Below are 12,488 nucleotides of genomic sequence, written 5' to 3'. Positions count from 1 at the left end.
GTCAGCCGGGTAGTTTACGCTTCGCTATCCGGGCTTGCCGGACGCGCGGGCGCATCCAGTTCTACACGATCGATTTTTTGCAGGCCGCGCGGCAACAGCGTGCCGCGACGTCCGCGATCGGCGCGGAATTTCTGGAGTTCTTCACTGCGCAGCAACATTTTACGTTTGCCGACATGGAGCGTGATGGCACTGCCCGGTGGCAGGATCATCAGCCAGGCCAGTTTATCCTGACCGGCAGCCGCTTCCGCCGACGGGATCGAGATGATTTTGTTGCCCTTGCCTTTCGACATCTGCGGCAGCTCACCGACCGGGAACATCAGCATCCGTCCCGCCTGGGTGATCGCCAGCAGCATGTCATCTTCGTGATGCACCGCCATCGGCGTCATCACCCGGGCATTTTCCGGCAGCGTCAGCAGCGCCTTACCGGCACGGTTGCGCGACACCAGATCGCTGAAGGTACAGATAAAGCCGTAACCCGCATCGGAGGCCATCAGCAGACGCTGGTCGTCCGGCTCCATCAGCACCTGTTCAACTACCGCGCCCGGCGGTGGCGTCAGCTTGCCGGTCAGCGGCTCGCCCTGCCCGCGCGCCGACGGCAGCGAGGTCGGATCCAGCGTGTAGCTGCGGCCGGTGGAGTCGATAAAGGCCACCGGCTGATTGCTCTTGCCGCGTGCGGCCGCCAGATAGCTGTCGCCCGCTTTGTAACTGAGCCCGGCCGGATCGATATCGTGACCCTTGGCGCTGCGCACCCAGCCCATCTGGGAGAGCACAATAGTGACCGGTTCAGACGGCACCAGCTCTGTTTCGCTCAGGGCTTTGGCTTCTTCGCGCTCGCAGAGTGGTGAGCGACGATCGTCGCCGTAGCTGGCACTGTCAGCCTGCAGCTCTTTCTTCAGCAGGGTATTCATCTTGCGTTCAGAGGCCAGCGTCGCCTGCAGCTGATCGCGCTCTTTTTCCAGATCCGCCTGCTCGCCGCGGATCTTCATCTCTTCCAGTTTTGCCAGGTGGCGCAACTTCAGTTCGAGGATCGATTCGGCCTGGGTTTCGCTGATACCAAAGCGCGACATCAGCACCGGCTTCGGCTCATCCTCTGTCCGGATTATCTCGATAACCTCATCGATATTCAGGAACGCGACCAGCAGACCTTCAAGGATATGCAGGCGGCGCAGCACGCGTTCCAGCCGGTAATTAAGCCGGCGTTTGACCGTTTCACGGCGGAACACCAGCCATTCGGTCAGGATCTCATGCAGATTTTTCACCGCCGGACGGTTGTCCAGCCCGATCATGTTGAGGTTAACGCGGTAGCTCTTCTCCAGATCGGTAGTGGCAAACAGATGATTCATCACCTGATCGAGATCGACGCGGTTGGAGCGCGGGACGATCACCAGACGGGTCGGGTTCTCATGATCCGACTCATCGCGCAGATCCTCGACCATTGGCAGCTTTTTATTGCGCATCTGGCTGGCAATCTGCTCCAGCACGCGCGCGCCCGACACCTGATAAGGCAGCGCGGTAATAACAACCTCGCCCTCCTCTTTTTTCCAGACCGCGCGCTGACGGATGGAGCCGCGACCGCTCTGGTAGAGTTTGCGGATTTCGTCACGCGGCGTAATGATCTCCGCCTCGGTCGGGTAATCCGGCCCCTGAACGATATCGAGCAGCTGATCCAGCGTGGTTTTCGGGGAGTCGATCAGCGCAATGGCCGCCTGCGCCACTTCGCGCAGGTTATGCGGCGGAATATCGGTCGCCATCCCGACGGCAATGCCCGTGGTGCCGTTCAGCAGGATATTGGGCAGGCGCGCCGGCAGCATCTTCGGCTCCTGCAGGGTGCCGTCGAAGTTCAGCTGATAGTCGACCGTGCCCTGACCCAGCTCACCCAGCAGCAGCTCGGCATATTTTGACAGACGGGATTCGGTGTAACGCATCGCCGCAAATGACTTGGGATCGTCCGGTGCCCCCCAGTTTCCCTGGCCGTCGACCAGCGGATAACGGTAGGAGAACGGCTGTGCCATCAGCACCATCGCTTCATAGCAGGCGCTGTCGCCGTGCGGGTGGTATTTACCCAGCACGTCACCCACGGTACGCGCCGACTTTTTGAATTTTGCGCTGGCGTTAAGCCCCAGTTCGGACATGGCGTAGACGATACGTCGCTGAACCGGCTTTAATCCGTCACCAATATAAGGCAGCGCGCGGTCCATAATGACGTACATCGAATATTTCAGGTACGCATTCTCGGTGAATGTATGCAGGGCAAGACGCTCTGCACCATCCTGAGTCAGTTCGCTCATTAATTTCTCATCCTCACATCGTGGCCCACAACGGCGGGACACCCGGCGGTGGTTTGGCGAGGATAGTACCTTATTCGCTGGTGTTAGTCACAGGGGAAGCGCGGGAGATCAGGCCCTGCGCCAGCCGGATTTTACCCGCCGACGCAACGCCCGCTTCAGCGCGGCTGACGCCGCGTCACGCCCGGGCGGTGACTCAGGACTTAGCTCCCATCCACTGCCGGGCAATCCCGCCATATTCGCCGGTGGCGGTGCTGAGATGCAGCCACTGATCGACATAGAGTTTCCAGCTGATGTCGTCCCGCGGGATCATGTACGCCTTCTCGCCATACTGCAGCGGTTTGTCGGGGTTGATCGCACACAGCGACGGATAGTGCTGCTGCTGGTAACGCGCCTCAGAGGCATCGGTGATCATCACGTCCGCCTTGTTATCCACCAGCTGCTGGAAGATGGTAACGTTATCGTGGAACAGCGTCAGCGTGGCGTCAGGCAGATGGCTGTGTACAAAGGCTTCGTTGGTGCCGCCAGCCGGTTCAATCAGCCGCACGCCGGGCCGGTTCAGCTGCTCAATCGTCTGATAACGGGCTTTATCGGCGCAGCGCACCAGCGGGATCTTGCCGTCCACGTCCAGCGGCTGGGCGAACCAGGCGGTCTGCTGACGCTTCAGGGTCACGGAGATCCCCCCGACGGCAATGTCGCACTGCTTTGCCAGAAAGTCCGGCATCAGGCTTTTCCAGCTGGTGGGCACCCACTCCACTTTTGCGCCAAGCGAGGTCGCCAGCGCATTCGCCATGCTGATATCCAGCCCTTCATACTGACCATCGGGCCGCAGAAAGCTGTAGGGTTTGTAATCCCCGGTGGTGCAGACCTTCAGCGTTTTAGTGGTGAGAATAGTATCGAGATGCGACTGAGCCTGGACAGCCCCGCTGACCAGCAGCAACGAGAAGATAATTTTTTTCATTTTTGATTTTTTCAGAGTGAGTTTGCCCGTCGATGGTGCCATAAAGCGGCGCATTATTGCTGCCAAAGCAAAAGTGTTGTGATCATCCTCCCATTTTTCTCTGGCCTCTGCGCGCGTAAGCTGAGCGCATATTCAGAAAACGAGGCAGACGATTCATGAGCAACATTTTAATTATCGATGGCGGCAAAACCTTTGCCCACTCCAAAGGCGAACTGAACCACACCCTGACCGACGTGGCCGCCAGCCAGCTGCGGGACATGGGGCATAACGTGTCGGTCACGGTTGCCGACAGCGACTATGTCATCGCCGACGAAGTGCAGAAGTATCTCGACAGCGACGTTGTGATTTATCAGATGCCCGGCTGGTGGATGGGCGAACCCTGGACGGTGAAGCGTTACATCGATGAAGTCTTTACGGAAGGTCACGGCTCACTCTATGCCAGCGATGGCCGCACCCGCGCCGATGCCGCGAAGAAGTATGGTTCCGGCGGTCTGTTACAGGGCAAAAAGTATATGCTGTCACTGACCTGGAACGCGCCGCTGCAGGCCTTTACCGATCCTGAACAGTTCTTTGAAGGCGTCGGCGTCGACGGGCTCTATCTGCACTTCCATAAAGCCAACCAGTTCCTGGGTATGGAAGCACTGCCGACCTTTATCTGTAACGATGTGATTAAAGCACCGGACGTGCCGCGCGATATCGCCGCTTATCGGACCCATCTGAGCCGCGTTTTTGCGTAAGATGATGGGGGGCTACTCCCTATTCTCCCATGAAAGAGGAATTCGCGAATGTTAACAGTCGTTGCTGAACTTTGTGTTAAACCCGGTCGCCGTCAGGCTGTGCTGGATGCGGTGAAAAAGCTGATCCCGCAGGTCCTGGCGGAAGAGGGCTGCCATCAGTATGACGCGCTGCTGGACCATCAGGCGCAGGTGCCGTGGAAGCAGAACTCGCCAGACTCCATTTTTATGCTGGAACAGTGGGAAACCCTGCGCCATCTGGAGCAGCATCAGCAGATGCCGCACATGGATGCGCATCGCGCCATCATTAAAGATGACGTAGTGGATGTGAAGATTCTGGTACTGGAGCCCAGTGCCTGATTAACAGGCTGATAACTGATGCTCCCGTCACTGGTCAAAGGCTGACAGATTCACACCCAGGCGTTACTGAGAGCAACGCCTCAGCTGACCCTGACGCTGCTCTCTGAGCAGGCAGGATCAGAAAGCAAACCTGGCCTGACCCGCATCACTCAACCCCTGCCCTGTGACAGGGGTTTTTTCTTTCTGACTGCCCGGTTCAGAGCAGCTGACGCCGATCGATCTCGCTGCGGAGAAAGTCCAGGAAGCAGGCGATACGGGAAGAGAGCGTGGTGTTGCGGTAGTAAACGGCATGAACCGGCAACCGCAGATCGCGGGTTTCAGCGGGGAGCACCGGCACCAGCCGTCCTGCCACGCAATCTTCCCGGCTGACGAAGTCAGAGAGGCGCGCGATCCCCTGTCCCGCCAGCGCCAGCTGCCGGATGGTTTCGCCGCTGGAGGCCGCGATCGTCGGTCTGAAGCGCATAAAATTGCCTTCCGACTGCCAGAGGGGCCAGACGTTAAGGGTATCGGGATAGCTGAAGCCGATGGTCTGATGCCGGGCCAGATCCGCAATGCTCTGCGGGGTGCCCGCTTTCGCCAGGTAGGCCGGACTGGCCATCAGCCGGATCGCACTGCTGCCCAGCATCCGGGCATGCAGCGTGGAGTCGCGCAGTTCGCCGATGCGAATGGCAATGTCGGTCTGCTGCTCCAGCAGATCGATCAGAATATCGTCGGTATTGAGTTCAAGCTGAATCAGCGGATAGCGGGCGCGGAACGCATCCACCAGCGGCACAATCACATGCAGCATAAAGGGGGTGGCGGCGTTGACCCGCAGCCGTCCGGAGGGAACCTCCCGTCGCTGTGCGATCTGCTCTTCCGCCTGCTCAACCGAGGCCAGGATCTGGCGCGCATGCGTCAGAAATACCTGACCCTCTTCCGTCAGCGCCAGCCGCCGGGTGGTACGATGCAGCAGCGTCGTCTGCAGCTTGCTCTCCAGCCGCGACAGAGCGCGACTGATGCCCGAACTGGTCTGCGCCAGCTGGGCGGCAGCCGCCGTAATCGACCCGCTGTCCACCACCGCGACCCAGGCGCGTAACTCTTCCAGCGTAATTTTCACAATAGTTACTGTCTCTGCTCACTGAAACCTGCCCGGTGCGGCGAAAGAGGCTCCGGGTAGATCATGCCGGCGTCATAAAGCGAACAGGACGCTTGCGCGTCCTGTTTTTTTACACTTCGATATCGGCGGTATCGCCTTTTTCCTGCAGCCAGTTACGCCGGTCCTCGGACCGTTTTTTCGCCAGCAGCATATCCATGATGCGCAGCGTCTGATCGACATCTTCATCGCTGATCGTCAGCTGCACCAGGCGACGGGTGTTTGGATCCAGCGTGGTTTCACGCAGCTGCATCGGGTTCATCTCGCCCAGTCCTTTAAAACGCTGGACGTTGGGTTTGCCCTTCTTGCGTTTCAGCTGCTCCAGCACGCCCTCTTTCTCATCTTCATCCAGCGCGTAGTAGACCTCTTTACCGAGGTCGATACGGTAGAGCGGCGGCATCGCGACATAGACGTGTCCACCCACCACCAGCGAGCGGAAATGTTTCACGAACAGCGCGCAGAGCAGCGTGGCGATGTGCAGACCATCCGAGTCCGCATCTGCCAGAATGCAGATTTTGCCGTAGCGCAGCTGTGACAGATCTTCGCTGTCCGGGTCAATGCCGATCGCCACCGAGATATCATGCACCTCCTGCGACGCCAGCACTTCATCGGACGAGACTTCCCAGGTGTTCAGGATCTTGCCTTTAAGCGGCATGATCGCCTGATACTCGCGATCGCGCGCCTGTTTGGCCGATCCACCTGCGGAGTCCCCTTCCACCAGGAAGAGTTCTGTTTTATTCAGATCCTGCGCGGTACAGTCCGCCAGCTTACCCGGCAGAGCCGGTCCGCTGGTCAGCTTTTTACGCACCACCTTTTTGGCGGCCCGCATACGGCGCTGGGCGCTGGAGATGGCCAGTTCCGCCAGCAGTTCTGCAGTCTGAATATTCTGGTTCAGCCACAGGCTGAAGGCATCTTTCACCACGCCAGAGACAAAGGCGGCGCACTGACGTGAAGAGAGACGCTCTTTGGTCTGTCCGGCAAACTGCGGATCCTGCATCTTCACCGACAGCACATAGGCGCAGCGATCCCAGATATCTTCCGCAGAGAGTTTTACGCCACGCGGCAGAATATTGCGGTATTCGCAGAACTCGCGCATCGCGTCCAGCAGCCCCTGACGCAGACCGTTAACATGGGTACCGCCCTGCATCGTCGGGATCAGATTAACGTAGCTTTCGGTCAGTAACTCGCCACCTTCCGGCAGCCACAGCAGCGCCCAGTCTACCGCTTCCACATCCCCGGCAAAGCTGCCGACAAAAGGTTTTTCCGGCAGCGTTGGCAGGCCATTGACGGCTTCCGAGAGATAGTCGGTCAGACCATCCTGGTAGCACCAGGTCTGTTCGGTATTGTTGAGCTTGTCTTTAAAGACAATTTCCACGCCCGGACAGAGTACCGCTTTGGCTTTCAGCAGATGCGAGAGGCGCGACACAGAGAAGCGCGGGCTGTCGAAGAAACTCTCATCCGGCCAGAAATGGACGCGGGTGCCGGTGTTGCGTTTCGCCACAGTGCCGGTGACGGTAAGATCCTGCACCTTGTCGCCATTTTCAAACGCCATGTCATAGATTTCGCCGTTACGACGCACCGTGACTTCAACACGTTTTGACAGGGCGTTAACCACAGAAATCCCGACACCGTGCAGGCCGCCTGAGAACTGATAGTTTTTATTGGAGAATTTGCCGCCCGCGTGCAGACGACACAGGATCAGTTCGACCGCAGGCACGCCCTCTTCCGGATGAATATCCACCGGCATGCCGCGACCATCATCAATAACTTCCAGCGACTGGTCAGCGTGCAGAATCACTTCAACCCGCTTCGCGTGGCCGCCCAGCGCCTCATCGACGCTGTTATCAATCACTTCCTGACCCAAATGGTTGGGCCGCGTCGTATCGGTGTACATCCCCGGGCGACGGCGAACAGGCTCAAGGCCAGTCAGGACCTCAATGGCATCCGCGTTATAGTTCGATTGACTCATCGTAAATGTCTGATTAGAAAGATAAAATGGGGTGCGATTTCCGCGTTACTCAGGGATGATTCAGACCAAGAAAGTCCAGAATCTGCGGGAAATGGCGCTCGAATCCAGTAAACGCATGATTTCCGCCCTCTTCTACCGTGTGCCGGCACGCGCTGTAATAGTCGAGTGCCTGACGGTAATCGAGAACTTCATCGCCGGTCTGTTGCAGCAGCCAGAGTAAATCGGGCGCTTCCAGCGGTTCAATATGCATTACTTTGAGATCGTAAATGTGGCGAGACTCTAACACATATTGCTGGCCGGTGTAGGGATTCTGATTTTCGCCCAGGAAATCTGTCAGCAACTCGAACGGCCGCACCGCAGGATTGACGACCACCGCTGGCAGCATAAAACATTGCGACAGCCAGGTGGCGTAGTAGCCGCCCAGCGACGAGCCGACCAGTCCCAGGGTTTCACCACTGCGACTCAGCACCAGGTCCTCCAGCATTGCGGCGGCATCGGCCGGGAAAGTGGGCAACTGGGGAACGATCATCTCGATCGCCGGATGCTGTGCCTCCAGCCATTGCCGGAACTGCGTTGCCTTCGCCGACCGGGGCGAACTGTTGAACCCGTGCAGATAGAGCAAAGCCGCCACGCGTCAGTATCCTTCTGAGTCTAAATCAGGACGAAAAGCGTCGGTGTCGAGCCGGTTGACCTCGGTATCAAGACGGCCATCCGGATAGAGAGTAAACCAGCGCCAGCCCGGTGCCACCGTGTCGATAGTAAAGCTGGTGCAGTGCGGTTTGAACTGTACGCAGGTTGAAGGGGTCGCCACTACCCGGCGGCCCTGCCACGCCAGATCCAGCTCCTGATGTATATGCCCGCAGACCAGCGTCCGGGCTAACGGATAACGCTGCAGTACGGCGTCCAGTTGATGGGAATTGCGCAGGCTGTGCTGGTCGAGCCAGGTACAGCCCGAAGCCAGCGGATGGTGATGCAGCAGGACCAGCGTATGCCGTTGCGGAAAGCGCCCCAGCGCATTGTCGAGCCACTCCAGCTGATAGTCGCTCAGCATCCCATGCGGTACGCCCGGGACCTGACTGTCGAGCAGGACAATCTGCCACTGCTCACCCAGCAAAACCTGTTTATGGGCATTGATATGGGCGGCGGCCAGCGTATCGACCATCGCGGGCTGAAAATCATGATTGCCGGGCAGCCAGACGCAGGGCCGGGGCAAACGTGAGATACCCTCAGCAAAATGCTGATAGGCTTCGGCTGAGTGATCCTGGGCGAGATCGCCGGTGGCGATGATCAGGTCGTAGTCACGCTGTTGCGCGATAATCGCATCCAGTACCGCTTTGTAGCTCGACCAGGTGTTTACCCCAAGCAACGATTCATGTTTTCCCGCGAACAGGTGGGTATCCGTAATTTGTAAAATCCTGAATCCGGAACCGTTCGCCGCAGAAAGAGTTAGCAGGCTATCCAAAGCGTTTCCTTCGTCTCCACGCCATTTACCGCATTATACGCATCAGCAGACCGGAACTGCCATCGCGCCATGCGCCAGGCAGTAGCGCAGCCAGTCTGCGAGAAACTGGTTTATCTGATGTTTTTCATCGCGCTGATGCAGTTTTTTATTAGGATAATCATAGCGCGCTTTGAAACGATAGATCTGTTGAGTTGAACACACTTCGGCGACCATCGCATCGTGATAGAGCCGGACCGACATTGAAGGCAGGCTCCAGTAACTGACGGCAGGCGCAACCTGGCGGATCTCCACCAGGGTGGTGTAGCGGGTCGACTCCTGAATCGTCAGCTGGTAACGGGCGCCACTCACCTGATAGATCACCGATGCGCCCGCCTCATCGTTGCGCGGCAGCAGGCGGCGCAACTGGGCGAAATTGGTTTCGCAGAGCCGCATCATTTCGGGAAAGTCAGGGGTATAGCGCTGTTTCATTTTTGTATCCACTCTTCGCGTAGTTTTTCATGGTGCAACGCCAGCCATTGCAGGGCGATGACAGACGCCGCATTGTCGATTATCCCCTCTTCCACCCAGCGATAAGCCTGTTCGCGGCTCACCACATGGACAAGAATATCCTCATTCTCTTCCTCCAGACCATGGCATCCCTCTGCCTGGCTGGCATCCACTTCCCCAATCAGCACCGACAGACGTTCGCTGGTACCGCCGGGGCTGGCCAGATAGCTCAGCATGGGCTTAATCCGGCCGACCGTTAATCCCGCCTCTTCGACAGCTTCGCGACGCGCCACCTGCTCGACCGTTTCGCCTGGCTCAATGATACCGGCGACCATCTCCAGCAGCCAGGGTGACGCACTGCTGTCATAAGCCGGGATGCGGATCTGTTCAATCAGCACCACTTCGTCGCGTAAGGGATCATAAGGTAGCAGCACGGCAGCATGTCCGCGCTCAAAAACTTCGCGCTGCACCTCCCCGCTCATTTCGCCATTAAACCGGCGGTGGCGGAAGCGATAGCGCCCAATGGAAAAAAAACCGTCGTAGAGGGTTTCGCGTGCAATAATTTCTACATCGTTTTTTGTAAAAGTCACAGGGGATTTTTTTTCTTCCGACATCATCAGGTTCCTTGTGCAGAGTGGGATGGAGCGAAAAAAGCCTGTCACCGTGCTCCATGTAAGTGGTTCTTTATGAATTATTTACGTAAATTAGAGGGAGAAGGCACGTTCAGCCAACTTATCTCACAGTTGCCCTCTGCTAGAATCGGCGATAATTTTTTGGCTTACCCGGCAGCGCACCCACTGCAATTTGCTGCAACAAAAGGAATGCAAATGAAAAAACTGCTCCCATTTTTTATTGGGCTGAGCCTGGGCGGTTTCAGCTTCGCCAGCCAGGCCGAAGACCTGCTTCAGGTTTACCAGCAAGCGCGTCTGAGCAACCCGGATCTGCGCAGCGCCGCTGCCGATCGCGATTCTGCATTTGAGAAGATTAACGAATCGCGCGGCTCATTGTTACCCCAGCTCGGCCTGGGTGCAGACTATACCTATAGCAGCGGTTATCGCGATAACAGCGGTCTGCATTCCGATACCACCAGCGGCACACTGCAATTAACCCAGACCCTTTTCGATATGTCGAAATGGCGTGCGCTGACGGTGCAGGAGAAAACGGCCGGAATACAGGATGTTACCTATCAGGTGGCACAGCAGGATCTGATCCAGAAAACCGCCACCGCCTACTTCAACGTGCTGAAAGCCATTGATACGCTCTCTTACATTGAAGCGCAGAAACAGTCTATCTATCGCGAACTGGATCAGACCACTCAGCGTTTCAACGTGGGTCTGGTCGCCATCACCGACGTCCAGAACGCCCGTGCACAGTATGACAGCGTGCTGGCGAACGAAGTGACCGCGCGAAACGATCTTGATAATAGCGTGGAAACGTTACGTCAGATCACCGGCATGAACTACCTGTCACTGGCTTCGCTGAACATCGATCGCTTCAAAACCGAGAAGCCGGACGCGGTCAACGCTCTGCTTAAGCAAGCCGAGAACCGTAACCTGTCGCTGCTCTCTGCGCGTCTGAGCCAGGACTTAGCGCGCGAGCAGATCCGCTACGCTGAAAGCGGCCATATGCCTACGCTGGATCTGAAGGCCTCAACCAATCTGTCGAACAGCAAATATGGCGGCAGCCGTGCGAACCAGAGTTCAGGTTCGACGGACGCGATCATCGGTTCAAATCAGGTTGGCCTGAGCTTCTCTCTGCCTCTTTACAGCGGCGGCACCGTGACCTCGCAGGTGAAACAGGCGCAGTATAATTTTGTCAGCGCCAGTGAGCAGCTGGAAAGTGCGCACCGTTCAGCGGTTCAGAACGTACGCCAGTCGTTTAACAACGTCAACGCCTCCATCAGTAGTATCAATGCTTATAAACAGGCCGTGGTCTCTGCACAAAGCTCTCTGGATGCGTCAGAAGCGGGCTATCAGGTGGGTACACGTACTATCGTTGATGTGCTGGATGCCACAACCGTGCTCTATAACGCCAAGCAGCAACTCTCTGACGCGCGTTACAGCTATCTGATCAACCAGCTGAATATCAGTTATGCGCTGGGTACGCTCAATGAGCAGAGCCTGCAGAAACTGAACAGCCAGCTGGGTAAAGAGATCCCTACCTCACCGGAAACGGTGGCGCCGGAAAACGCGCAGCAGACCGCACGCGTGGATAATGGCCCTGTGGCAACCAGCTCGCCGGAGGCGGCACGTCGCAGCAGCGGTAATCCTTTCGGTAATTAATCAGCAGGCGGGCTGCTTTGCGGCCCGCCTCTCTGCTGAACGTATAACTAAGTAAAGATCCCTGCTGCATCAGGCCTTCAGCTTCAATTTTACCCCCCCATCCCCTATTCTATGCCCTACCTTTGGGCACAGGATAATCATAATGAAACGCACAAAATCTATTCGCTATGCCGCTTTTCGTAAGAGCTGGCAGGCACGCCATTTAACGCCCGTTGCTTTCGCTGTTTCGGCTGTCTTTATGCTGGCCGGCTGCGAACAGAACGATGAAACGGTGTCGATGTACCAGAACGCGGATGACTGTTCCAAAGCCAATCCGGGCCAGAGCGCACAGTGCACCACCGCCTTCAATGAGGCCAAAAAAGAGGCCGAACGCACCGCGCCAAAATATGCCACGCGTGAAGACTGCGTTGCGGAATTTGGTGAGAATCAGTGCCAGCAGACGCCGGCTCAGGCGGGCGTGGGCACCACTAATGCAGAATCTCAGCAGAGTGGCGGCAGCTTCTGGATGCCGCTCATGGCCGGTTACATGATGGGCCGTATGATGGGCGGTGGTTCTGGCTTTGCGCAGCAGCCGCTGTTCTCGCCTAAAACGGCCCGCAGCCCGGCCAACGGTCAGTTTGTGGATGCGTCCGGCCGCAACTATGGCCCGGCGACGTCGGGTAAAAGCATGACCGTACCGAAAACGGCGCTGGCCCCGAAACCGGCAACCACCTCGACCATCACCCGCGGTGGCTTCGGTGAAACCGTTGCGAAGCAGAACAGCATGCAGCGCAGCAGCGCCACCGGCAACTCCAGCCGCTCAATGGGAGGCTGACGC

12 protein-coding genes are annotated in these 12,488 nt (G+C 57.6%); 4 read left to right on the top strand and 8 right to left on the bottom strand.

The window, feature by feature from the left end; all coding sequences use genetic code 11:
* Positions 1 to 14: 14 nt before the first annotated feature.
* Together parC and ACR6AS_RS13575 are read right to left on the bottom strand one after the other, a co-directional pair.
* Positions 15 to 2,288 (bottom strand): DNA topoisomerase IV subunit A, encoded by a 2,274-nt coding sequence (gene parC / locus ACR6AS_RS13580; RefSeq protein ID WP_111139888.1) that lies wholly within the window; start codon positions 2,286 to 2,288, stop codon positions 15 to 17.
* Between the two features lie 193 nt (positions 2,289 to 2,481).
* A complete protein-coding gene (locus ACR6AS_RS13575) occupies positions 2,482 to 3,288 on the bottom strand; it encodes a transporter substrate-binding domain-containing protein (protein WP_111139910.1) in 807 nt (268 codons plus the stop codon).
* A 113-nt stretch (positions 3,289 to 3,401) separates the two neighbouring features.
* On the opposite strand from ACR6AS_RS13575, the gene ACR6AS_RS13570 reads away from it, so the two are divergent.
* Together ACR6AS_RS13570 and ACR6AS_RS13565 are read left to right on the top strand one after the other, a co-directional pair.
* Positions 3,402 to 3,983: an NAD(P)H-dependent oxidoreductase gene (locus ACR6AS_RS13570; RefSeq protein WP_111139889.1), complete on the top strand. Its 582-nt coding sequence runs from the start codon at positions 3,402 to 3,404 to the stop codon at positions 3,981 to 3,983.
* 48 nt (positions 3,984 to 4,031) lie between these two features.
* Entirely contained in the window at positions 4,032 to 4,340 is a 309-nt protein-coding gene (locus ACR6AS_RS13565; protein WP_111139890.1) for a putative quinol monooxygenase, read from the top strand.
* A 196-nt stretch (positions 4,341 to 4,536) separates the two neighbouring features.
* Here the strand turns inward: ACR6AS_RS13565 and ACR6AS_RS13560 are convergent, their stop codons facing one another.
* The 6 genes from ACR6AS_RS13560 to nudF form a co-directional block, all read right to left on the bottom strand.
* Positions 4,537 to 5,436: a LysR substrate-binding domain-containing protein gene (locus ACR6AS_RS13560; RefSeq protein WP_293774539.1), complete on the bottom strand. Its 900-nt coding sequence runs from the start codon at positions 5,434 to 5,436 to the stop codon at positions 4,537 to 4,539.
* A 109-nt stretch (positions 5,437 to 5,545) separates the two neighbouring features.
* The gene (gene parE, locus ACR6AS_RS13555) at positions 5,546 to 7,441 is read right to left on the bottom strand and encodes a DNA topoisomerase IV subunit B (protein WP_111139892.1); all 1,896 of its coding nucleotides are present in this window, start codon (positions 7,439 to 7,441) and stop codon (positions 5,546 to 5,548) included.
* A 49-nt stretch (positions 7,442 to 7,490) separates the two neighbouring features.
* A complete protein-coding gene (gene yqiA / locus ACR6AS_RS13550) occupies positions 7,491 to 8,072 on the bottom strand; it encodes an esterase YqiA (RefSeq protein ID WP_434162508.1) in 582 nt (193 codons plus the stop codon).
* A gap of 3 nt (positions 8,073 to 8,075) precedes the next feature.
* Positions 8,076 to 8,903, bottom strand: coding sequence for a 3',5'-cyclic-AMP phosphodiesterase (cpdA, locus tag ACR6AS_RS13545; protein ID WP_111139894.1), 828 nt, complete (start codon positions 8,901 to 8,903; stop codon positions 8,076 to 8,078).
* A 42-nt stretch (positions 8,904 to 8,945) separates the two neighbouring features.
* Positions 8,946 to 9,371: a DUF1249 family protein gene (locus ACR6AS_RS13540; RefSeq protein ID WP_111139895.1), complete on the bottom strand. Its 426-nt coding sequence runs from the start codon at positions 9,369 to 9,371 to the stop codon at positions 8,946 to 8,948.
* Entirely contained in the window at positions 9,368 to 10,003 is a 636-nt protein-coding gene (nudF, locus tag ACR6AS_RS13535) for an ADP-ribose diphosphatase (RefSeq protein ID WP_111139896.1), read from the bottom strand. The genes ACR6AS_RS13540 and nudF overlap by 4 nt, the downstream gene beginning before the upstream one ends.
* Before the next feature lie 213 nt (positions 10,004 to 10,216).
* On the opposite strand from nudF, the gene tolC reads away from it, so the two are divergent.
* Both tolC and ACR6AS_RS13525 read left to right on the top strand, forming a co-directional pair.
* On the top strand, positions 10,217 to 11,671 hold the full coding sequence (gene tolC, locus ACR6AS_RS13530) for an outer membrane channel protein TolC (protein ID WP_111139897.1): 1,455 nt from the start codon (positions 10,217 to 10,219) through the stop codon (positions 11,669 to 11,671).
* Between the two features lie 142 nt (positions 11,672 to 11,813).
* Positions 11,814 to 12,485: a DUF1190 family protein gene (locus ACR6AS_RS13525; protein ID WP_434162505.1), complete on the top strand. Its 672-nt coding sequence runs from the start codon at positions 11,814 to 11,816 to the stop codon at positions 12,483 to 12,485.
* Positions 12,486 to 12,488 lie beyond the last annotated feature (3 nt).

It is taken from the genome of Pantoea phosphatilytica, from assembly GCF_051025615.1.
Classification (GTDB): domain Bacteria; phylum Pseudomonadota; class Gammaproteobacteria; order Enterobacterales; family Enterobacteriaceae; genus Pantoea.
Note: the sequence above shows the minus strand (reverse complement) of the source record. Positions and strands in the feature narration are given on the sequence as shown.

Coding starts and splice junctions, on each gene's coding strand:
- parC (WP_111139888.1), bottom strand. CDS start 2,288: ATGAGCGAACTGACTCAGGATGGTGCAGAGCGTCTTGCCCTGCATACA.
- ACR6AS_RS13575 (WP_111139910.1), bottom strand. CDS start 3,288: ATGGCACCATCGACGGGCAAACTCACTCTGAAAAAATCAAAAATGAAA.
- ACR6AS_RS13570 (WP_111139889.1), top strand. CDS start 3,402: ATGAGCAACATTTTAATTATCGATGGCGGCAAAACCTTTGCCCACTCC.
- ACR6AS_RS13565 (WP_111139890.1), top strand. CDS start 4,032: ATGTTAACAGTCGTTGCTGAACTTTGTGTTAAACCCGGTCGCCGTCAG.
- parE (WP_111139892.1), bottom strand. CDS start 7,441: ATGAGTCAATCGAACTATAACGCGGATGCCATTGAGGTCCTGACTGGC.
- ACR6AS_RS13540 (WP_111139895.1), bottom strand. CDS start 9,371: ATGAAACAGCGCTATACCCCTGACTTTCCCGAAATGATGCGGCTCTGC.
- nudF (WP_111139896.1), bottom strand. CDS start 10,003: ATGTCGGAAGAAAAAAAATCCCCTGTGACTTTTACAAAAAACGATGTA.
- tolC (WP_111139897.1), top strand. CDS start 10,217: ATGAAAAAACTGCTCCCATTTTTTATTGGGCTGAGCCTGGGCGGTTTC.
- ACR6AS_RS13525 (WP_434162505.1), top strand. CDS start 11,814: ATGAAACGCACAAAATCTATTCGCTATGCCGCTTTTCGTAAGAGCTGG.